Here is a 21,978-nt window from a genome sequence, read left to right as displayed (position 1 = left end):
AAATTTATTCCTGTGATGAGCAACATTCAGCGGATGGATGTGGCCTGCTACAGATGCCGCTCGGCCCACGCCCGCACCTCGGCATACGGATAATCCTCCAACGCCGCAAACCCCGGAATCGCCCGCGCCTTGAGCTTGGTGAACAGCGGCACGCTGATACCGCACAAGAATCTTGTCGTGCGTTCAGCCGAGGGTGCGCTGCCCGTGTGCTGCTCGTGCTTGTGGATAAAATTGCCACACAACGCCTCGAAGTTTTTATCCACAAGCGCCGGCAACGCCGGTGGTGCCGGTAGTCGCGCCACTTGCCCGTGACACACCGAACAATGCCCGCATTGCTGCGGCGCATTTTCGTCGCCGAAGTATTCAGCCAGGCGATAACCCAGGCAGCGCTCGGTAGCGAACAGATCCAGCATCGCGTGAATCCGCGCGATCTCGGTTTGTTCATGTCGAGTGAAGCAGGCGTGCAGTTCTTCGCTCAACGCGGCGCTGTCGAAACCGCTTTGCAGCAGGCTGTAGACCTCGGTCATCTGCTTGCTTTCCAGCTCGACCCAGCCCTTTTCCTGAAAGTAATCCAGTGCTTTGACCACTCGATTACGCTCGGCTTGATGATGTTCATACAGCGCGTCGAAATTCACCGTGGCCCAGGTTCTGGCACGGCTGGAGGTCTGGATAATGGCTGCGACAAAATCCCTGCGCTCACCCTCGAAACGTGCCAGCAAGGCATCGGGTTCCAGCAAGTACTTGAATCGGTACTCCGCGTAATAGGCATAGCGCGGGGCAATAATTCCACGCAGCTCCAACTGCACCAGCAAGGTTTTGAGCGGGAGCTGACGGATGTTGCTCTGGTCGGCCAGCGGTCCCAGCAAAAACTCCCATTGTCCTTCCGGGGCGCAAGCTTGCAGTTCGTCGAGCACATGGCGGATGCCATCCAGCTCAGGCGTATCGCCGTAGACGAAGTTTTCCAGCACGTTGAGGCTGTCGCGGTTGGCCAGTACCAGGCAATCGGACGGCTGGCCATCGCGTCCTGCGCGGCCGATTTCCTGGCTGTAGTTTTCGATGGATTTGGGCAGGTCGAAATGCACCACGTTGCGGATGTCGCTTTTATCGATGCCCATGCCGAAGGCGATGGTGGCGACGATGCAACCGGACTGCCCGCCCATGAAGCGTTTCTGGATACCGTCGCGCTGGTCGTGGGGCAAACCGGCGTGATAAGCCTCGGCCTGAATGCCATTACGATTGAGGTGCTCGGCAATGTGCTCGGCGGTCTTCTGTAACGTGACGTACACGATGCTCGGTTGGCCGTGGCGCTCAGCCATCCACTCGACGAGGCGACGACGCTTGTCCTGACCCCGCACAGGCTCCACCAGCAGATTCAAGTTGGGTCGATAGAAACCCGTGGTGACGACATCGTCAGCGGCAATGGCGAATTTTGTCTGCATATCCACAATGACTTTGGGTGTCGCCGTTGCCGTCAACAGCAGCACCTGCGGGATATTGAACTGCCGTTGGTAGTCCGGAAGCTTGAGGTAATCCGGACGGAAGTTATGACCCCATTCCGAGATGCAATGCGCCTCGTCCACCACCAACAGCGAGATCGGCACTTGCTGAAGAAAATTGCGGAAGCGCTCGTTCTTCAGGCGCTCAACCGAAATCATCAGAATCTTCAATTCACCGGACTTGGCGCGGGCCATCACGTCGCTGGCGTCATCGCGACTCTGGGCCGAATCGATGCTGCCCGCAGCGATGCCATGACGCTGCAGGAACGCCAACTGATCCTGCATCAACGCCAGCAATGGCGAGACCACCAACGTCAGGTGAGGCAGCAGCACCGCCGACAATTGATAGCACAGGGATTTGCCGGAACCGGTGGGAAAAATAGCCGCCGCCGAACGCCCCGCCAGCACCGCGCTGACCGCCGCTTCCTGACCGGGCCGAAACTGTGGATAACCGAAAACCTGTTCCAGGGTGTTGTGCATAAGCTGTCACTCCGTTGACCGCTGCGATGAGCAAAGCCTAGTCGGCGATCGCAGTGAGTCGAGAAAAGGTCGGGGGTAAAAACGATACGGGATGATACAGCCATAACCCGCTCCCGCTCGCGCTCGCGCCACAGGTTGAAACACACAGAGCCTTTTGCCATCTCACGCCCCCAGTGCGGCGCAGGTATGTTCTATGACCAACCAGATTCTGCGCGACGTTTTCATCACTGAAGAGGACTGAAACGGGCGCCCCCTTTCGAAGGACCGATCATGTTCCAACCCTATGCTTTTCAATTTGCGCTCCTATTGGCCATGCCTGTGCTGCTCAGCGGATGCCTGACTGTTCCCGAAAAAACCACAATTGCGCCCAACACATTCGAGACACCTGAGTATCACGCTCAAAAGGGGTTGGCGGTCGTGCAGGCGTCACGCCTCTACGCACGCGGCGGCACCGGGCAGGGTGTGACCGTCGCCTTGATTGACTCAGGCCTGAACGCCGAACTTGCAGAGTTTGAAGGCAGGGTGGGTGCCCCCGGGTTTGATTATGTTGAGAACCGGCCGGGGACATTTGACCGCGTCGGTCACGGCACCCAGATGGCCGGTATTCTCGCCGCCAACAAGGATGACCATGGCATGCACGGCGTCGCATTCAATGCGCAATTGATCCCCTTCCGTTTCGGCGACGATAACGAACCCTTTTTCTTTGACAGTGAAATTGCCCGCTCCTGGCAGTCAGGTTTTGACAGCGGCGCGCGGATCTTCAACAACTCCTGGGCCAATGCCATTCCAGCGACGGAACTCACTGAAGCGCGTTACAGCCAGGTCATGCCAGACTCGCTGGTGAAGGCTCGGCAACTGGTTCAAGAAGGTGCCGTATTTGTGTTTCCAACCGGCAATGAACTCAAACGAGAGCCTTTGGCAGAACCGGGCTTGCCCCTTGCCATCCCTGAACTGGAAAAAGGCTGGATCGCGGTCGTAGCGTTGAAAAACGACGGCAGTGCCATCAATGGTAAATCCAATTACTGTGGCGTAGCTGCGGCATGGTGCATCGCCGTTCCCGGTGGGGATTCGGGTGCTGGTCAAGGTTTGTTGACCACAGGCAAGGACGGTAAATACGTGCAAACCGCTGGCACGTCCCCCGCCGCCGCATTGGTCAGTGGCGCATTGGCAGCCGTGCAGAGCCTGTACCCTGAAATGAGCGCACAGCAAGTTCGCGACCACGTGCTGAAAACTGCAAACCGGACAGGTCTTTACGCCAACAGCGAAGCCTATGGTCGAGGATTACTGGATCTTGAAGCTGCATCGCGACGTCTTCCCGCACCTGGGACCGATTGAATCCTGATCGTCGACGCATCCAACAGTTTTTTCTGCTCAGCTCGTAGGAATCGTTACCCGAAAAAGCGTTCATCAATCAAACCAATGGGGGGCGTAGGAGCATTCCCCTATCGGTGTAAACGCCCTACAAAACCTGTCGATAGCGGCGGTATTGCTCTGATGCGCCGCTCTCTTCATAGTTTTTGCGCGGCTGAAGATACTGTGGCGGCCTGCCGGAGTGACCTCCGATTTCTCACAGGACCGACATCAATGCCCCCGCTGAACACAACGACCGAACGCTACCAGTCACTTACATCCAGCTACAGCGAAACCCCGGTGCTGGTCATCGACACCGAGGCCGATCCCTACGAGATCCTCGATGCCGCCCGCCAGCGCATCCGCGCCGCCAGCGACCTGCTGGAAACCTTGTATTGCCTTTGCTTCAAACAGGCCGACGCGAGCGACATCCCGAAAATCGTCAGTGCCCTGTATCTGCTGACTCAGGACGGCAACGACCTGCTCGACATCGCCCGGCAACGCCTGCCGAAACTCACCGTCTGAAGAACACCACACCCCCTGTAGGAGCGAGCCTGCTCGCGATGAACGATAACGCGGTGCACTGTGGATAAGTCCGTCAGCAATGCCCTATCAAAGCTTCGGCAAGGTCCTACAAAAGAAGACACCTTGTCGGCTATCGCCAACCAGTGACTCAAACCTATAGTCCGGACTGTCGCTGCCAAATCAGCGACTCGGGCTTGGTCACTCGAATAAGAGAGAACGCACATTTCCACTTACTAGAGGTTTTCTTCAGTGGCCACACTAAATCCATTTCAAAATCGATATCGTCCACTCAAAACGAACTTAACCGACACCCCGCCCCTGATCATCGACACAGAGGCCAACCCCCAAGACATCCTCGAAGCCGCCCTCCAGCGCATCCGGGCCTCCAGCGACTTGCTGCAAACCCTGCACTGCCAATGCTTCAAATACGGCGACATCAAAGACATCCCGCACATTACCCACGCCCTCTACCTGCTAACCTAGGACGACTGCGACCTGCTCAAAGTCGCCCAGCAACGCATGCTGAACTGGAAAGCGCCGGCCTGAGCTCGAGTGAACATATCGTTCCCACGTTCTACATGAGAACGATCAAACGTCAGTTACAGCAGTCATCAGACACTGGAGATAGCCATGAGCAAGTATTTTGATGAGCTGATGGAAAGCGTGCAACAGATGGACGAGATCGTACGGAGCAAACGCCGGCCTTCCCGCGAATTCCGCGTCGATGCGCTGCAAGTCAAAGAAATTCGTAAGGCTACCGGTTTGACTCAAGCCAAGTTTGCAGCATTGATCGACGTCCAACTCGGCACTTTGCGCAATTGGGAGTAGGGCCGCCGTGAGCCGACAGGGCCGGCTAAAGCCCTGCTCAAATCCATTCATAATGACCCCGTCCATGTGTTGAACGCATTAGCCACCTGAGATAATCGTGATGAGCGAACTGATCCCGTTCGCTACCACCGAATCATGCTCTACAGGAAAGAAAAAAAAGAAAGTCCGGACTGTAAAAAGTCTTTCCGGTGAGCGTTTCAAGCCTTCGAATTTGTTCACCCGACAATTCATATTCATAAATCGGATCATCTGGCTCTGCCCACTCCATCAAGGCTGAGAGTGCCTCGAAATGTTCAGCGAGGATCTCTACCTGAAAGGCCAATCGCTCCGTTGTTTTATAAAACGCCCGAATTGAGTGTTTCATTTCTGTGTTCTCCTTTCTGGATCAGCTTCCGAAAGTCTCTCACCCGTTTCTGCATTGAATTCGCCCAGGTGTTTTCCTTGTTTGGTGTATTGCTCAACTGTTCCGTGCATGTAATCCCATTCGTAGATCCTTCCTTTCGAGTCCAACCAACGCGCTCTCCGTTTTCCACCACCCTTAACGGATGTTTTTGAGGGAACTGGATAGGTATCCGGAAATGCCAGCAACTCGCCTGGGGCTGGCCGGTAACCAAAATCCCTCGGCACGTTTAACACTATGTAAAGCGGTTTAATCCCGGAATCCGCCGGGAATACCAGAATAAAATCCTGATACTTCGGCGGATAAACTGGGCTAACGATAATTCTGTCAGCCGCTTCTGTTGGAGGAAAAATCCATACATGAGGCGTTTGTGGTGCTGCCTCCAACGCTGGGATACCCAGCGTTTCTGTTGGGTTTTCTGCGGGGGTCCAAATCAATTCAAACCCGCCGCCAAAGTCAGCCACTTGTTGGGTACCGCGAACTGCAAACGTCACAACCGGAATCATTTCCCAGTCGCGCCGGCTCTGAGTGTTGTACCCGTAACCTTTAAGCGTGCCGTCAGATTGCTCTTCAATGCGCAACCGAACACGCGTCCGCGCTTGCTTAAGTGCTCTGAGTTGTTCATCAGAATACAGTGCACCATCGCCAAGACTTGATGGCGCCAGCAAAGCCACCAGCCCCACCAATGCGCTAGCGGCAACACCGGCAGTCACGACGCCAGCAGTAGCACTTGCCGCACTGGTTGCAGCCGGAACAATGGCGACGCCGCCCAATGCCAAAGTACCGATACCTGCTGGCACTACTCCACTGATCCTCTCCAGAGGTAAGCAACCGGATCCGTCGACCTTCCGGCCGCCTAGCACAGTGAGCTTGCCATACTCTTCGATACTGTCTGTCGGTACAAATCCGGCTGGATTGCTGTAGTCGATGATCGAATCAGGCAACTTGCAGGACTTGGCAAATACGCATCCCCCAGGGGTTTGGCGCTTTTGTTGAAGCACTATCTCTCGACTTTTTTCGTACGCAGCTTGGCGAGCTAGCATCGCTTCGTAGGATTTCTGCATGGCCTCTCTCGCGGCCAACTCGCTGTGGGTCATGTCCCTCAAACAGCGGTAACCACCACCATCCGCATCGTAATGATGCCAAACCTGCGGTATGTCTTTTCGACCAGTCATCCCTCTCCCTCGTTTAGCTCGAAAACTCCCGGTTCGAAGTCGGGACGCTAGAACTTACCGAGGAGTCCTGGATACTGTTGTAGGGAGGATCTGAACTTAACGTGAGATCTTTCTTGTTCCCGCAGATCGCAAGGCATCGCACTAAACTGGTTGCCAAATCCGACCAACCTCATCCAGCGAGAACCCTTTTGGAAATTCCTACATGAACCTCGCCCCCGACCTCCCCGACGACCACGTGATGCAGCAACTCCTGCAACTGCTGCACGAAGAACTCGGCTTCCCCGAGCGCAAAACCATAAGCCTCAGCACCTCGATCAACTTCGACTTGGGGTGCAACGGAACAGACGCCCAGCACCTGATCGAAACCCTGGAAAACCATTTCGCAATCGACTTCGTGGATTTCGACAGTTACCGCTATTTCCAGCCTGCCGGCCCTGATGTGAATCTAAAGCGCAAAGCCAAAGGTCGCGGTGAGAAGGTGTCATTGACCATCGGCATGCTCTACCAGGCCATCAAGGCCCAACGCTGGGACACGGATGAGCTCGAAGGCCTGTAACGGCCCGAGGCATTCTGGCTTGCCCGCTAAAAACCGAATTTTGCGCACAAAAAAGCCGCCCCGAAGGGCGGCTTTTTCGTTAGCTCAAACCAACACTTACAGCTTAGGACCCGCAGCCTTGATCGCGTCGCTCACTTCGAACTTCTTGAAGTTCTCGATGAACAGGCCGGCCAGTGCTTTGGCGGCTTCGTCGTAGGAGGCTTTGTCTTCCCAGGTGTTGCGTGGGTTCAGCAGGCCAGTCTCAACGCCCGGTACGGCCACTGGCACGTCGAGGTTGATGGTGTCCAGGTGCTCGGTCTCGGTACCGATCAGCGCGCCGCTCTGGATCGCTGCGATCACGGCACGGGTGGTCGGGATGTTGAAGCGCTTGCCGACGCCGTAGCCACCGCCGGTCCAGCCGGTGTTGACCAGGTAGACCTTGGAGCCGAAGCCGCGGATGCGCTTGATCAGCAGTTCTGCGTATTCGCCAGCCGGACGCGGGAAGAACGGTGCGCCGAAGCAGGTGGAGAAGGTCGACTTGATGCCGCTGCCCGAACCCATTTCAGTCGAGCCCACCAGTGCGGTGTAGCCGGACAGGAAGTGGTAAGCCGCTTGTTCTTCGTTGAGGATCGACACTGGCGGCAGTACGCCGGTCAGGTCGCAGGTCAGGAAGATCACAGCGTTCGGCTCGCCACCGAGGTTCTGCTCGGAACGCTTGGCAACGTGCTCCAGCGGGTAGGCGGCGCGGCTGTTCTGGGTCAGGCTGACATCGGCGTAGTCGGCGTGCTTGGCATCGTCGATAACGACGTTTTCCAGGACTGCGCCGTGCTTGATGGCTTTCCAGATAACCGGCTCGTTCTTCTCGGACAGGTCGATGCACTTGGCATAGCAACCGCCTTCGATGTTGAACACCACGCCTTCGCCCCAGCCGTGTTCGTCGTCACCGATCAGGTAACGGCTTTCGTCGGCGGACAGGGTGGTTTTGCCGGTGCCGGACAGACCGAAAAACAGGGTCACGTCGCCTTCTTCGCCGATGTTGGCGGCGCAGTGCATAGGCAGTACGTCAGCGGCCGGCAGCAGGAAGTTCTGCACCGAGAACATCGCTTTCTTCATCTCACCGGCGTAACGCATGCCGGCGATCAGCACTTTCTTCTGTGCGAAGTTGAGGATCACGCAACCGTCGGAGTTGGTGCCGTCACGCTCTGGCACGCATTCGAAGTTGGCAACGTTGAGCACTTGCCATTCATCACGGCCAGCCGGGTTGTACTGGGCAGGGTTGATGAACAGGCAACGACCGAACAGGTTCTGCCAGGCAGTCTGGGTGGTCATCTTCACGGCCAGGTAGTGCTCGGAAGCGGCACCTACATGCACGTGGGAAACGAAGTGTTCTTGCGCGTTGTTGAATGCCTCAACGCGGTCCCACAGGGCATCGAACTTGTCGGCCGGGAACTTGCGGTTGATCGGGCCCCAGGCAATGGCGGCCGAAGTGGATGGCTCTTCAACGATGAAACGGTCGACTGGCGAACGGCCGGTACGGTGACCGGTACGAACAACCAGTGCGCCGGTATCGGCAAGCTCGCCTTCACCGCGGTTGAGGGCTTCTTTAACCAGATCATCAACACTCAGATCGGTGTACACGGCGTTATTGGCTTGCGTCATGAGGTTCCCCGTCGGCCAGTGGCCGAGTGCTCCAAACGTTTTTGTAGTAGAAAGTCGTGCACTACTACCGCGAAAAAAGTGGGCCGGATTATGCCAGAAAAGGCCAAAAAAAGTAGGCCCCTCCTGTCGTAACGGCGTTAATCCGGCACTTGCCAGTGAATTTACCTGCGCTGAACCGTTTTAGTGACGGGTATCCGACGGCGTCTCGATGCCCGCGCCGGCGAACAATTGAGTGACATCGGTGGCATCAAACAGGTAGCGCTGGTTGCAGAACTGGCAATCGATCTCGATGTTGCCACCGTGTTCGACGACCAATTGCTGCGCGTCTTCCATACCCAGACTGACCAGTGCATTGGCCGAACGTTCGCGCGAGCAGCTGCAGCGGAAACGCAACTTCTGCACGTCGAACAGACGCACCTGCTCGTCGTGATAGAGGCGGTGGAGCACGGTTTCGTTGTCCAGGCTCAGCAGCTCATCGGCGGTCAGCGTACCGCCCAGGGTGGTGATGTGCTGCCAGCTGGCGGCGCGTTCGTCGTCGTCTTTCAAACGGTCGGCCGGCAGTTGTTGCAGCAACAGGCCACGGGCACGACGGCCATCGGCGCAGAGCTTGATGCGGGTGCCAATCTGCTGGGACATGACGAAGTAGTTGGTGAAGCAATCGGACAACGTTTCGCCATCCAGATCGACGACGCCCTGGTAGCGCTGGCCCCGTTTCGGGTCGACGGTCAATGTCAGCGAACCATCCGGCATCAAGTCAGCCAGGGTTGCGTCAGGTGCGATGCGGTCCGCCTCGTAACGGGCCAGGCCGCGGATGTCGCGCTCGCTGGAGCACTCGATCATCAACAGCGGAATCGGGCCTTCGGAGCGTGCCTGCAGAATCAGCAAGCCATCGAACTTCAATGTGCCGACCAGCAACGATGCGGCCGCCATCAGCTCTCCGAGCAATTGCGCGACAGGCTGCGGGTAGGCGTGTTTGGCCAGGACTTCGGCGTAGCTGAGCTCCAACGAGACCAGCTCGCCACGGGTGTCGCTGTCATCGAAGATGAAGCGTTGGGTGAAGTCGTTATCCGCTTGGTCGGTCATAGGTCTGGGTATCTGAAGTGATGAAAAAGATGACGGGAGCAAGGAAGTTTACCTGCGCCACCCCTTTGGGCGCGCAATGTTCCGCCAATGAAGACATTTTATGAACAATCCGGAGCTGATCCAAGGGAGGTGGAACATGCACCAACGGATTGCGGCCAATCTGTTTATGGCCTACAGGTTCGGCGTCGTGGGTAATTTTCGACGAGCGGCGATCTGCGCAACTCACCTGATATGGATGCGCAATCGCCTGATTGCAAGAATGAAAGCTCTTGAAAAGATCGCAGGCTGCGAACTTCAGTCGTCGTTGCTACTGCCACGAAACTTGAACAGATCCCGGCGCTGCTTCTTGCTCGGCTTGCCGTCGGTGCTCACGCCCAAGGCGCCTGCTTTGCGTTGCGCCGCGGCCTCTTCGCGCTTGGCGATGCTGGCCAGGGTTTCGGCATACAAGGTTTGTGCCTGCGGTGCGCCACGGCGCACGATCGACAACGCCTGGACCACCACCGTACGCTCCTCGAAACCGGAACGAATCACAAATTCGTCGCCGATGCGCGGCTCCTTGCCCGGTTTGCAACGCTCGCCTCGACAATGCACCTTGCCGCCTTCAATCGCCGCCTTGGCCAAGGCACGGGTCTTGTAAAAACGTGCAGCCCACAGCCATTTGTCGAGGCGGACTTTGTCATCCTCTTCGCTTTTTTGTGCCATGGAATGTCCTCACTCTGAAATATTGGTGAACTGTACTACCGTTTCTCTCGTGCCAAGAATTTCGTCGTCCCGGACTACAATGCTGACATTCCATAACCTCCCCCGCGAGGCTGGAAAACCGGGCAGCGAATATCTGTCGCCTTTTACCCATTATTCTGCGTGAATACCGCGAACTCGGCCGCCTGAGGCCACCGCGGTTTCCACCGACTGAGCCATTTTGAAGACATTTGACCATTTGACCGTTGTCGGTCTGCGCGAGTGGGTGGCGCTCCCTGATTTGGGGGTTGCCGGTCTTCGGGCAAAAATCGACACCGGCGCCAGCACCTCCAGCCTGCATGCCACCGATATCGAGACGTTCGAGCGTGACGGTGAGCAATGGGTGCGCTTCACGGCGCATCTGGGCACCGTGGTGCAACTGCGCCACCGCCGCTGCGAAGCGCCGCTGGTGACGATGAAAACCATTAAAAGCTCCAACGGTCATGCGCAGGTGCGATACGTGATCAGCACCACCCTGGCGCTGGGTGACCGGGTCTGGCGAGTCCAGTTCACACTGGCTTGCCGCAAGTCCATGCGCTATCGCCTGCTGCTCGGTTCCAAAGCCCTGATCGACGGCCAGTTGGTGGTCAATCCGGGCATTAAATATGTACAAGACAAGCCGGTGTTCCCGGTATCTACCTCCTCCACAGGTGTTGCATGAAGATCGCTGTGCTGTCGCGGAACCCGCGTCTGTATTCCACCCGCCGCCTGGTTGAAGCCGGTACTGAACGCGGCCATGAAATGGTGGTGGTCGACACCCTGCGCGCCTACATGAACATCGCCAGTCACAAGCCGCAGATTCACTACCGTGGCAAACCGCTTGAAGGTTTTGATGCGGTCATCCCGCGGATTGGTGCGTCGGTCACGTTTTATGGCTGTGCGGTGTTGCGCCAGTTCGAAATGATGGGGGTGTTTCCACTCAACGAATCGGTGGCCATCGCCCGCTCGCGGGACAAACTGCGTTCGTTGCAATTGCTGTCACGCCGGGGCATCGGCTTGCCGGTGACCGGGTTCGCCCACTCGCCGGACGACATTCCCGATCTGATCGAAATGGTCAACGGTGCACCGCTGGTGATCAAGGTGCTGGAAGGCACCCAAGGCATCGGCGTGGTGCTGTGTGAAACCGCCACGGCGGCGGAATCAGTGATCGAGGCGTTCATGGGCCTCAAGCAGAACATCATGGTTCAGGAGTACATCAAGGAGGCGGGTGGCGCCGACATTCGCTGCTTCGTGGTCGGTGACAAAGTCATTGCCGCGATGAAGCGTCAGGCCAAGCCCGGCGAGTTCCGCTCCAACCTGCACCGTGGTGGCAGTGCGAGCCTGATCAAGATCACGCCGGAAGAACGCATGACCGCATTGCGTGCGGCGAAGGTCATGGGCCTGGCGGTGGCGGGCGTGGATATCCTGCGCTCCAATCACGGACCGCTGGTGATGGAAGTGAACTCGTCGCCTGGGCTTGAGGGGATTGAGACCACCACCGGGAAAAACGTGGCAGGGATCATCATTGAGCATCTGGAGAAGAATGGCGGGCCGAATATGACCCGGACCAAAGGCAAGGGATAAAGCAAAAAATCGCAGCCTGCGGCAGCTCCTACAGGGGTACACGTTGCTCTGTAGGAGCTGCCGCAGGCTGCGATCTTTTCAGCCGTTAAACCGCATCCCGCGGCAACATCAACCCCAGCGGCAACCGCACCCGCGCTTCCAGCCCGCCGCCCGAACGGTTGCGCAGTTCAACGTTGCCGCCATGCATCGAAGCAATCCGCTTCACAATTGCCAACCCCAATCCGGTGCCCTTGCCACCCCGGGCACGGTCGCCCCGAGTGAACGGGTTGAAAATCGCCTCCAGCTCCGACGGATCGATCCCGGCGCCTCGGTCCATGACGCTCAGCACCACGTACGGTGCGGCGGTGTCACCGGAGACATACGCCGCCACTTCCACACCGCTACCGGCATGATGAAGGGCGTTGCCGATCAGGTTGTTGAGTAGACGTTTCATCGATACACGCCGCAGCGGAAACGGCTGGATCGGCTCCAGGCGCAAGCGCACTTTTTCTTCGTTCTGGTTGTACGGCGCGGCGACTTCGCGGACCAGATCGCTCAGGTCAACCTCTTCCACCGTCTCGTCGCGTCCGTCACGAATGAACGCCAGGAACTGGTCAAGAATCGCATCCATGTCTTCGATGTCACGCACCATGTCGTCCGTCAGGTCGGTGCGGTCGCCCATCAACTCCAGCGACAGGCGCAATCGGGTCAACGGCGTGCGTAAATCGTGGGAGACCCCGGCCAACATCAGCTCTCGCTCGCGACCCGCCTGCTCGACGTCTTCTGCCATCTGGTTGAAGGCGCGATACACCTCCGTCATTTCACTCGGCGTGTCACTGATCGGCAGGCGCACGCTGCGCCCCTGGCCGAGTTGCCGTGCGGCATACACCAGACGTTTCAGGGGTTGATTGAGCTGGCTGACGAAGATCCACGCCGACGCCGTGGACAGCAAACCGATAGCCAGGAACCAGCCAAGCACGTTCCAGATTTTCTGGCCGCGCAACGGATGCGGGTACAACGGCACTTTCAACCAACCGTCGCCCAGGCTCGGTGCCCGGACCCACAGCGCCGGTGGCGAATGCATGCGTAATCGCACTTCGGTGTCGGCCCCCAGCTCTGCCTGCATCTGCCGCTGATAGATCTCGCTGTAAGGCCAGTGCTGTTCGCCTTCCGGAACACCCGCGCCCACCACCCGGATCAGGGTCGCGGCTTCGGCAATCTTGTCACGGTTGTTTTCATCGGCGGCCCAATAGGCGCGCAGCGTCAGGGCGACGCCGTGGCTGTATTGACGATCCACCAGCACGTCTTCGTTCATCAGCAGATAAACCAGGGTCAACGCCTTGGAAAACAGCACGACGATGAGCACCAGCCAAAGGGTGCGGGAGAAGAAGCTCTGGGGGAACCAAATGGGGGTTTTCATGGATAACCGTTACACACTTGCAGGAGCGAGGGATGCTCGCACATTGCAGATCGCGAGTCTGCGGGCAATGTCATTTGACTGACTTGCCCGCACAACCCGCCCCTACAAATCGCCGATCACTTGGTGGCGGCGCCATCCGGAACGAACACGTAACCCACACCCCAGACGGTCTGGATGTAACGCGGTTTGGATGGATCGGGTTCGATCATCCGGCGCAGACGGGAGATCTGCACGTCGATGGAACGCTCCAGGGCATCCCATTCGCGGCCACGGGCCAGGTTCATCAACTTGTCGCGGGTCAGCGGCTGACGGGCGTTCATTACCAGTGCCTTGAGTACCGCGAACTCACCGGTGGTGAGCATGTGCACTTCTTCACCGCGCTTGAGTTCGCGGGTGGCCAGGGACAGCTCATAGTCACCGAAGGTCACGCTTTCGTCTTCGCTGCCCGGCGCGCCTGGCACCGGTGCCGACTGACGACGCAGGACGGCTTTGACACGTGCCATCAGCTCATCGGGGTTGAACGGCTTGGCCAGGTAATCGTCGGCGCCCAGTTCGAGGCCCTTGATGCGGCTCAGCTCATCGCCCTTGGCGGTGAGCATGATGATCGGAATCTGATTGTTCGCGTTGCGCAGGCGGCGGCAGGCGGTCAGGCCGTCTTCGCCGGGCAGCATCAGGTCGAGGACGACCAGGTTGAACACTTCGCGTGCCAGAAGGCGGTCCATTTGCTCAGTGTTCGGTACGGCGCGGGCGCGATAGCCCTTGCTGACGAAAAAACGTTCCAGCAGGCTGCTGAGGCCCGGATCGTCGTCAACAATAAGAATTTTTTCGCCTTCAGCAATGTTTGCAGTGCTGCTCATTGGATGCTCCTTTGATCTCGGCGCGCATTATGGCGTAGCTGCCGTTGTGCGCACCGTGTGCATTGTTAGCAGATTTTTCCTCCAGCGCCAGAAAACCGGCCTTTGCGCCTGCACACCACGATGGCCCCGAATGCCTTAACGCTGGTTATAATGCGCGGCCTTTTGTGTCAGGCAACGTCTGATCGTTACACCGGGCAGCCGCTTTTTATTTTCATCGCACCGGCAGTAATTATTCGATTTCACGGGTCAACGGGTTACCTTTTGATCCAGGTAGCGGCGCAGGCCAGGCCGCTCAACCAGACTCGCCGAGGCCCTATCTCTGCGCCTGCGAGCCTGCTTTCACAATTTGTCAGGTGGTTTTATGGACAGCATCAACAGCCGCATTGCCGAGGAACTCGGTGTACGCCCACAACAGGTCGAAGCGGCCGTCGCGCTACTCGATGAAGGCTCTACCGTTCCCTTCATCGCCCGTTACCGGAAAGAAGTGACCGGCAGCCTCGACGATACGCAGCTGCGTCATCTGGAAGAGCGCCTGCGCTACCTGCGAGAACTCGACGAACGGCGTATCAGCATCCTTGCCAGCATCGAAGAGCAAGGCAAGCTGACCCCGCAACTCGAGCGCGACATCAAGCTTGCCGACACCAAGACCCGCCTCGAAGACTTGTACCTGCCTTACAAGCAAAAGCGCCGCACCAAGGGCCAGATCGCCCTGGAAGCCGGCCTCGGCGACTTGGCGGACGGCCTGTTCAACGATCCGTCCCTGAGCCCGGAAACCGAAGCCGCACGCTTCATCGACGCCGAAAAAGGCGTGGCCGATGTGAAGGCCGCCCTCGAAGGCGCCAAGTACATCCTGATGGAACGCTTCGCCGAAAACGCCAGCCTGCTGGAGAAGCTGCGCAACTACCTCAAGCAGGAAGCCACCCTCAGTGCCCGCGTGATTGCCGGCAAGGAAGAGGAAGGCGCCAAGTTCCGCGACTACTTCGAACACGACGAACCCCTCAAAAGCATGCCGTCGCACCGCGCCCTGGCGATTTTCCGTGGCCGCAACGAAGGCATTCTCAGCTCCGCGCTGAAAGTCGGCGATGAGCTGCCGGGCGCCATGCACCCGTGCGAAGGCATGATCGGCCAGCAATTCGGCATTCAGAACCAGAACCGCGCCGCCGACAAATGGCTGGGCGAAGTGGTGCGCTGGACCTGGAAGGTCAAGCTCTACACCCATCTGGAGACTGACTTGCTGGGCGAACTGCGCGATGGCGCGGAAACCGAAGCGATCAACGTGTTCGCGCACAACCTGCACGACCTGCTGCTGTCGGCCCCGGCCGGCCCGCGCGCCACGTTGGGCCTCGACCCGGGCCTGCGTACCGGCTGCAAGGTCGCGGTGGTCGATTCCACCGGCAAGCTGCTGGATCACGCCACGGTTTACCCGCACGTGCCGCACAACAAGTGGGACCAGACCCTCGCGATTCTTGCCGCCCTGTGCGCCAAACACGCGGTGGACCTGATCGCCATCGGCAACGGCACCGCCAGCCGTGAGACCGATAAGCTCGCCGCCGAGCTGATCAAAAAATACCCGGCGATGAAGATGACCAAGGTCATGGTCTCTGAAGCCGGTGCATCGGTTTACTCGGCATCGGAACTGGCCTCCAAGGAATTCCCGGACCTGGACGTGTCGATCCGTGGCGCGGTGTCGATTGCCCGTCGCCTGCAAGACCCGCTGGCTGAGCTGGTGAAGATCGATCCGAAATCCATCGGTGTCGGCCAGTACCAGCACGACGTATCGCAGCTGAAACTGGCACGCGGCCTGGACGCCGTGGTCGAGGACTGCGTGAACGCCGTCGGCGTGGACGTGAATACCGCGTCCGTGGCCCTGCTGGCACGGATCTCCGGCCTCAATGCGACCCTGGCGCAAAACATCGTCAGCCACCGTGACGAGCACGGCGCATTCAAGACTCGCGCCGCGCTGAAGAAAGTCGCACGTCTGGGCGAGAAAACCTTCGAACAGGCTGCTGGATTCCTGCGTGTCATGAACGGCGAAAACCCGCTGGATTCGTCGGCGGTTCACCCGGAAGCCTACCCGCTGGTTCAGCGCATTGCCGCCGAAACCGACCGTGATATCCGTTCGCTGATCGGCGATGCCGCGTTCCTCAAGCGTCTCGATCCGAAGAAGTACACCGACGAAACCTTCGGTCTGCCGACGGTCACCGACATCCTGCAAGAACTGGAAAAGCCCGGCCGCGACCCGCGTCCCGAGTTCAAGACCGCCGAGTTCCAGGAAGGTGTCGAAGACCTCAAGGACCTGCAACTGGGCATGATTCTCGAAGGTGTGGTGACCAACGTGACCAACTTCGGCGCGTTCGTCGATATCGGCGTGCATCAGGACGGTTTGGTGCACATCTCTGCACTTTCGGAGAAGTTCATCAAGGATCCGCGCGAAGCGGTGAAGGCCGGTGACGTGGTGAAAGTGAAGGTCATGGAAATCGACATACCGCGTAAACGCGTGGGCCTGTCGATGCGCATGAGCGACACCCCGGGCGAGAAAATCGACGGTGCTCGTGGCGCACGTCCGGGTTCGGCGCCTCGCCAATCCCAGAACACTGCACCACGCAAGGAAACCACGGCGGCAGCACCGAGCAACAACGCCATGGCTTCGCTGTTCGCCAACGCCAAGCAGTTGAAGAAACGTTGATGGATATCCCCGCCGGTTACACCGAAAGCGCCTTTTTCAAGCTGCTGGGCTGTCGTTTGCACAGCCTGGAAACCGGGGTCGCGCAAGTTGCCCTGGGCCTGGAACCGAAGCTGCGCAATCGCGGTGGCAAGCTGCACGGCGGGGCCTTGTTCAGCCTGGTGGACATTGCCATGGGGCTGGCCTGTTCCAGCACCCACGGCTTTGACCAGCAGAGCGCAACCATCGAGTGCAAGATCAACTACATCCGCGCCGTCTCGGACGGTGAGGTGATGTGCACGGCGCGGGTGATCCACCCGGGCCGCCGCACGTTGGTGGTCGAAGCCGATGTGATGCAAGGCGACAAACTGGTCGCAAAAGCACAAGGCACGTTCGCTGTCCTGTAGCTAGATGTCATCGATTTGAGTTAATTTCGGCGCTGTGATCGCAGCGTCGAGTTTTTCTGTGGAAGCGCGTGTGGCGAGGGGGCTTGCCCCCGTTTGAGTGCGTAGCACTCACAATATCCTGGAACATCAGAGATTTTGGGGCTGCATCGCAGCCTAACGGGGGCAAGCCCCCTCGCCACAAGTCCGCTCCCACATCGATTGCGGCGAGTTCCAAAACCAGGCGAAAACGCCAGTTTTAACTTCACCCTTGTAGACCGTCTTGCCCACCCCCATATTGGGGCGACTGACGCGTGAAGGAATCCAACTTGAGCGAACTTCTCAACCGCCGCCTGGCCCTGCTTGGCGAGCGCGCTAACCTCTCTCTGCTCGAACAGTGCCTTCACGGCATCGAACGTGAATGCCTGCGCGTGACTGGCGAAGGTCGCCTGGCGCAAACGCCGCACCCGGAAGAATTGGGTTCCGCGCTGACCAATGAACTGATCACCACCGACTATTCCGAGTCGCTGCTGGAGTTCATCACCCCGGCCCTGCCCGACCCGGCCGATACGCTGGCGAGCCTGGACAGCATTCACCGCTTTGCCTACAGCAAGCTCGGCAACGAGTACCTGTGGAGCCCCTCGATGCCGTGCCCGTTGCCGGCCGAGGAAGACATCCCGATCGCCTATTACGGCACGTCCAATATCGGGCAGCTCAAGTACGTGTACCGCAAGGGCCTGGCGCTGCGTTACGGCAAGACCATGCAATGCATTGCCGGTATCCACTACAACTTTTCCCTGCCGGAAAAGCTCTGGCCGCTGCTCAAGCAGGCCGAAGGTTTTGTCGGCACGGATCGCGATTTCCAGTCGTCCTCCTACATCGCGCTGATCCGCAACTTCCGCCGTTACAGCTGGCTGCTGATGTACCTGTTCGGCGCATCGCCAGCGCTGGACGCCGGTTTCCTGCGCGGTCGCTCGCATCAGCTGGAGCAACTGGACCCGCACACCTTGTACCTGCCGTACGCCACCAGCCTGCGCATGAGTGATCTGGGTTACCAGAGCAACGCCCAGGCCGGCCTGACGCCGTGCTACAACGATCTGAACAGCTACACCGACAGCCTGCGCAAAGCAGTCGCCACGCCGTATGCGCCATACGTCGAGGTCGGTACGCACAAGGACGGTGAGTGGGTTCAGCTCAACACCAACATCCTGCAGATCGAAAACGAGTACTACTCCAACATCCGTCCGAAACGCGTGACCTACACCGGTGAGCGACCGATTCAGGCGCTGATGGCCCGTGGCATCCAGTACGTCGAAGTGCGCTGCCTGGACATCAACCCGTTCCTGCCAATGGGTATCGACCTTACCGAGTCGCGCTTCCTCGATGCGTTCCTGCTGTACTGCGCGCTGAACGACAGCCCGCTGCTGACCAACACCAATTGCGGCAACGCGACGTCAAACTTCCTCAGCGTGGTCAAGGAAGGGCGCCGTCCGGGCCTGCAACTGCAACGCGACGGGCAACCGGTCGACCTGAAAGAGTGGGCTGGCCAGTTGTTGGAAAACATTGCACCACTGGCCGCCCTGCTTGATCAGAGCCATGGCGGCGATGCCCACAGCAAGGCGCTGGACGCTCAGATGGCCAAGGTCCAGGACCCGTCCCTGACGCCATCGGCCCAGGTGCTCGCGTCGATGGCCGAGCACAAGGAGAGCTTTGCCCAGTTCTCCCTGCGCCAGAGCCAGGCCCATGCGGAGTTCTTCCGCAGCGAACCATTGCCAGCTGAGCAACAGGCGAAATTTGAAGCGCGGGCGCGTTCGTCGCTGGCTGATCAGGTTGAGCTGGAACAGAACGAAGTCGGCGATTTCGATGTGTTTGTCGGGGCGTACCAGGCGAGCATTCTGGCGATCAGTAACTAACCTCGGAAGGTCCTGCGGACCTTATCGCCAGCAGGCTAGCTCCCACAGAGGACTTTCAGTGTTCGCGCAATTGTGTGAACACCCTTGAACCCTGTGGGAGCTAGCCTGCTAGCGATTGACCGCGAAGCGGTCGCTCCTCAATTTTCCTCTCATAAGCTAATTCGAAAAAGTTATTTATTTTCGAATTCTTAGATCATTTAGTCTCTTTCTCACGCCGACATTCGGTCGCCTGACAAGGAGCTTTCTGATGAAACTGACTTTCCCCCTTCGCTTGCTGGCGGCCGCTTCCTTGGCTACCGCGAGCTTTTTTGCCCAGGCGACCGACTTCACTGTCGCCTACCAGACCACCGTTGATCCGGCGAAAGTCGCCCAGGCCGACGGCAGTTACGAAAAAGCCACCAAGGCCGATATCAGCTGGCGAAAATTCGATAACGGCGCCGACATCATTGCCGCCATCGCCTCCGGCGACGTGCAAATCGGCTACCTCGGTTCCAGCCCCCTGACTGCCGCCATCACCCGCAAAGTGCCGGTAGAAACGTTCCTCATCGCCACCCAGATCGGCGCCGCCGAAGCCCTGGTCGCCCGCGACGGTTCCGGGATCAAGACCCCGCAAGACCTGATCGGCAAGAAAATCGCCGTGCCGTTCGTGTCCACCGGGCATTACAGCCTGCTGGCCGCACTGAAGCACTGGAACATCGATCCCTCGAAAGTGACCGTCCTCAACCTCGCGCCGCCCGCGATCATTGCCGCCTGGAAACGCGGCGACATCGACGCCACTTACGTGTGGGACCCAGCGTTGGGTGTCGCCAAGGAGAACGGCAAAGTGCTGATCACCTCCGGTGAACTGGCCAAGTTCGGCGCACCGACGTTCGATGCCTGGATCGTGCGCAAGGACTTCGCCGAGAAGCACCCGGAAATCGTCACCGCGTTCGCCAAAGTGACCCTCGATGCCTACGCCGACTACCGCAAAGACCCGCAAGCCTGGCTCGCCAATCAAAGCAACGTCGACAAGTTGGTGAAACTGTCCGGCGCCAAGGCCAGCGACATTCCGCTGCTGTTGCAAGGCAACGTCTACCCGCTGGCGGCTGATCAGGTGATCACCCTCGGCGCGCCGACCACCAAGGCCATCACCGACACCGCCGCGTTCCTCAAGGAACAAGGCAAGGTCGAGGCCGTGCTGCCGGACTACGCGCCGTACGTCAGCGCCAAGTTCATTACCAACTGATCGGGAGACTTGCGATGGCCTTGCTACAGCTGGAGCGCATCAGCGCACAGTACCCCGGTAGCCCGGAACCGGTGCTGGCGGATATTTCCCTGAGTCTTGGGCCCCAGCAATTGCTGGTCGCCCTCGGCCCGTCCGGCAGTGGCAAGACGTCGTTGTTGAACCTGATTGCCGGTTTCGTCGAGCCCAGCGCCGGGCGCATTACCCTGGATGGCGTACCGGTCAAAGGCCCGAGCGCCGAACGCGGTGTAGTGTTCCAGGACGATGCCCTGCTGCCTTGGCAGGACGTGCTGGCCAACGTCGGCTTCGGTCTGGAACTGGCCGGCATCGCCCGGGACAAACGCGAAATCCGCGCCCGGGAAATGCTCGCGCTGGTGGACCTCTCCGGTTTTGAGAACCGCCGGATCTGGCAACTTTCCGGTGGCCAGAAACAACGTGTCGGCCTGGCCCGCGCCCTCGCCGCCGACCCGCGTGTGTTGCTGATGGATGAGCCCTTCGGCGCCCTCGATGCCTTCACCCGTGAACAGATGCAAGAGCTGCTGCTGCAAGTCTGGCGGCGCACAGCCAAACCCGTGTTCCTGATCACCCACGACATTGAAGAAGCGGTTTTCCTCGCCACCGACCTGATTCTGCTGGCGCCGAATCCTGGGCAAATCGTCGAGCGTTTGAGCCTCGACTTCGGTCAGCGCTACGCCGCCGGTGAGTCGGCTCGCTCGATCAAATCCGACCCACGCTTTATCGAAACCCGCGAACACGTACTCGCCAAAGTGTTCTCCCAACGCAGCGCCGCCCAGCGGCAGGAGCGCGCATGAGCAGCTACGAAATCCCCGCAGCGACGGCGATCAAACCCGGCGCTACGACAAGTCCGGTCCGTCGCAGCCTGAGCACTCGCTGGATCAGCCTGTTGACGCTGGCCGCCCTCGTTTTCATTTGGTGGGCCGTCACCGCGAGCGGTTTGATCGAACCGCTGTTCCTGCCGCCACCGTCCGCCGTGCTGCAAAAAGGCTGGCTGTTGGTGACCAGCGGCTACATGGATTCGACGTTGTGGCAGCACTTGGGCGCGAGTCTCGGCCGCATTGGCCTGGGCCTCGGTTTCGCAGTGCTGACCGCCGTGCCGGTGGGCATTGCCATCGGTGCCAACCGTGTTGCTCGTGGCGTGCTCGATCCGTTGATCGAGTTCTACCGCCCGATTCCGCCACTGGCCTATCTGCCGCTGATCGTGATCTGGTGCGGCATCGGTGAGTTGTCAAAAGTCTTGCTGATCTACCTGGCGATTTTCGCCCCGATTGCCATCGCTACCTCCACTGGTGTGCGCACCGTCGACCCGGCCAAGTTGCGCGCCGCGCAGTCCTTGGGAGCGACTCGGGCGCAGTTGATTCGCCACGTCATTTTGCCAAGTGCCTTGCCGGACATTCTGACCGGTGTGCGCATTGGCCTGGGTGTGGGCTGGTCGACGCTGGTCGCCGCTGAACTGATTGCCGCCACCAGCGGCTTGGGCTTCATGGTGCAGTCGGCCGCGCAGTTTCTGGTCACCGATGTGGTGGTGCTGGGCATTCTGGTGATCGCACTGATTGCCTTCGCCATGGAAATGGGCCTGCGCGCCTTGCAACGCAAACTGGTGCCGTGGCACGGCCAGGCTCACTGAAAATTGAACAACCCTGTAGGAGCGAGCTTGCTCGCGATTGCTAATCATCAGACGACGATGCTTTG

The 21,978-nt window shown here is 59.0% G+C and carries 19 protein-coding genes and 2 pseudogenes; 13 read left to right on the top strand and 8 right to left on the bottom strand.

Features of this window, described 5'->3' with window-relative positions:
* Positions 1–47: 47 nt before the first annotated feature.
* Positions 48–1,976 (bottom strand): ATP-dependent DNA helicase RecQ, encoded by a 1,929-nt coding sequence (locus tag CKW15_RS04795; protein WP_095151723.1) that lies wholly within the window; start codon positions 1,974–1,976, stop codon positions 48–50.
* Positions 1,977–2,246: 270 nt separating this feature from the next.
* Between CKW15_RS04795 and CKW15_RS04790 the strand changes: the two genes are divergently transcribed.
* The 4 genes and pseudogenes from CKW15_RS04790 (at position 2,247) to CKW15_RS04775 (ending at position 4,769) form a co-directional block, all read left to right on the top strand.
* Positions 2,247–3,311 carry a S8 family peptidase gene (locus CKW15_RS04790; protein WP_095151722.1) on the top strand — a complete coding sequence of 355 codons (1,065 nt, stop codon included), beginning with the start codon at positions 2,247–2,249 and terminating at the stop codon, positions 3,309–3,311.
* Positions 3,312–3,560: 249 nt separating this feature from the next.
* Complete coding sequence (locus CKW15_RS04785) at positions 3,561–3,851, top strand: hypothetical protein (RefSeq protein WP_095058236.1); 291 nt, start codon at positions 3,561–3,563, stop codon at positions 3,849–3,851.
* Between the two features lie 249 nt (positions 3,852–4,100).
* A pseudogene (locus tag CKW15_RS04780) lies at positions 4,101–4,397 on the top strand (hypothetical protein).
* A gap of 84 nt (positions 4,398–4,481) precedes the next feature.
* A pseudogene (locus CKW15_RS04775) lies at positions 4,482–4,769 on the top strand (helix-turn-helix domain-containing protein).
* Between the two features lie 43 nt (positions 4,770–4,812).
* Here the strand turns inward: CKW15_RS04775 and CKW15_RS04770 are convergent.
* Both CKW15_RS04770 and CKW15_RS04765 read right to left on the bottom strand, forming a co-directional pair.
* Positions 4,813–5,043 carry a hypothetical protein gene (locus CKW15_RS04770; protein WP_095151721.1) on the bottom strand — a complete coding sequence of 77 codons (231 nt, stop codon included), beginning with the start codon at positions 5,041–5,043 and terminating at the stop codon, positions 4,813–4,815.
* A complete protein-coding gene (locus CKW15_RS04765) occupies positions 5,040–6,254 on the bottom strand; it encodes an S-type pyocin domain-containing protein (protein ID WP_095058233.1) in 1,215 nt (404 codons plus the stop codon). The genes CKW15_RS04770 and CKW15_RS04765 overlap by 4 nt, the downstream gene beginning before the upstream one ends.
* 202 nt (positions 6,255–6,456) lie before the next feature.
* Here CKW15_RS04765 and CKW15_RS04760 point away from each other — a divergent pair, with 202 nt between their 5' ends.
* On the top strand, positions 6,457–6,810 hold the full coding sequence (locus tag CKW15_RS04760) for a DUF1493 family protein (RefSeq protein WP_095058232.1): 354 nt from the start codon (positions 6,457–6,459) through the stop codon (positions 6,808–6,810).
* 96 nt (positions 6,811–6,906) lie between these two features.
* On the opposite strand, the gene CKW15_RS04755 is transcribed toward CKW15_RS04760, so the two are convergent.
* The 3 genes from CKW15_RS04755 to CKW15_RS04745 all read right to left on the bottom strand — a co-directional run bounded on the left by CKW15_RS04755 (position 6,907) and on the right by CKW15_RS04745 (position 10,233).
* On the bottom strand, positions 6,907–8,448 hold the full coding sequence (locus CKW15_RS04755; protein ID WP_095058231.1) for a phosphoenolpyruvate carboxykinase: 1,542 nt from the start codon (positions 8,446–8,448) through the stop codon (positions 6,907–6,909).
* Positions 8,449–8,628: 180 nt separating this feature from the next.
* A complete protein-coding gene (gene hslO, locus CKW15_RS04750) occupies positions 8,629–9,531 on the bottom strand; it encodes an Hsp33 family molecular chaperone HslO (protein ID WP_095058230.1) in 903 nt (300 codons plus the stop codon).
* A 294-nt stretch (positions 9,532–9,825) separates the two neighbouring features.
* Complete coding sequence (locus CKW15_RS04745; protein WP_095058229.1) at positions 9,826–10,233, bottom strand: RNA-binding S4 domain-containing protein; 408 nt, start codon at positions 10,231–10,233, stop codon at positions 9,826–9,828.
* Positions 10,234–10,510: 277 nt separating this feature from the next.
* Between CKW15_RS04745 and CKW15_RS04740 the strand changes: the two genes are divergently transcribed.
* Complete coding sequence (locus CKW15_RS04740) at positions 10,511–10,930, top strand: ATP-dependent zinc protease (protein ID WP_236693160.1); 420 nt, start codon at positions 10,511–10,513, stop codon at positions 10,928–10,930.
* Positions 10,927–11,832 carry a 30S ribosomal protein S6--L-glutamate ligase gene (rimK, locus tag CKW15_RS04735; protein WP_007972871.1) on the top strand — a complete coding sequence of 302 codons (906 nt, stop codon included), beginning with the start codon at positions 10,927–10,929 and terminating at the stop codon, positions 11,830–11,832. Before CKW15_RS04740 ends, rimK begins: the two co-directional genes overlap by 4 nt.
* An 85-nt stretch (positions 11,833–11,917) precedes the next feature.
* Here the strand turns inward: rimK and CKW15_RS04730 are convergent, their stop codons facing one another.
* Both CKW15_RS04730 and ompR read right to left on the bottom strand, forming a co-directional pair.
* Positions 11,918–13,231 (bottom strand): ATP-binding protein, encoded by a 1,314-nt coding sequence (locus CKW15_RS04730; protein ID WP_095058228.1) that lies wholly within the window; start codon positions 13,229–13,231, stop codon positions 11,918–11,920.
* 116 nt (positions 13,232–13,347) lie between these two features.
* Positions 13,348–14,088, bottom strand: a complete 741-nt coding sequence (ompR, locus tag CKW15_RS04725; protein ID WP_095058227.1) for a two-component system response regulator OmpR — start codon at positions 14,086–14,088, stop codon at positions 13,348–13,350.
* 361 nt (positions 14,089–14,449) lie between these two features.
* Between ompR and CKW15_RS04720 the strand changes: the two genes are divergently transcribed.
* The 6 genes from CKW15_RS04720 (at position 14,450) to tauC (ending at position 21,913) form a co-directional block, all read left to right on the top strand.
* Positions 14,450–16,774 carry a Tex family protein gene (locus CKW15_RS04720; protein ID WP_095058226.1) on the top strand — a complete coding sequence of 775 codons (2,325 nt, stop codon included), beginning with the start codon at positions 14,450–14,452 and terminating at the stop codon, positions 16,772–16,774.
* Complete coding sequence (locus CKW15_RS04715) at positions 16,774–17,157, top strand: PaaI family thioesterase (protein ID WP_095058225.1); 384 nt, start codon at positions 16,774–16,776, stop codon at positions 17,155–17,157. The genes CKW15_RS04720 and CKW15_RS04715 overlap by 1 nt, the downstream gene beginning before the upstream one ends.
* A gap of 305 nt (positions 17,158–17,462) precedes the next feature.
* Entirely contained in the window at positions 17,463–19,046 is a 1,584-nt protein-coding gene (gshA, locus tag CKW15_RS04705) for a glutamate--cysteine ligase (RefSeq protein ID WP_095058224.1), read from the top strand.
* A gap of 247 nt (positions 19,047–19,293) precedes the next feature.
* Entirely contained in the window at positions 19,294–20,271 is a 978-nt protein-coding gene (gene tauA, locus CKW15_RS04700) for a taurine ABC transporter substrate-binding protein (protein WP_095058223.1), read from the top strand.
* 14 nt (positions 20,272–20,285) lie between these two features.
* Entirely contained in the window at positions 20,286–21,080 is a 795-nt protein-coding gene (gene tauB, locus CKW15_RS04695; protein WP_095058222.1) for a taurine ABC transporter ATP-binding subunit, read from the top strand.
* Positions 21,077–21,913, top strand: a complete 837-nt coding sequence (gene tauC, locus CKW15_RS04690) for a taurine ABC transporter permease TauC (protein ID WP_095058221.1) — start codon at positions 21,077–21,079, stop codon at positions 21,911–21,913. Before tauB ends, tauC begins: the two co-directional genes overlap by 4 nt.
* Positions 21,914–21,978 lie beyond the last annotated feature (65 nt).

It is taken from the genome of Pseudomonas sp. Irchel s3b5, assembly GCF_900187435.1.
GTDB lineage: Bacteria > Pseudomonadota > Gammaproteobacteria > Pseudomonadales > Pseudomonadaceae > Aquipseudomonas.
The sequence above is the reverse complement of the archived record's forward strand: the minus strand, read 5'-3'. Positions and strand labels throughout refer to the sequence as shown.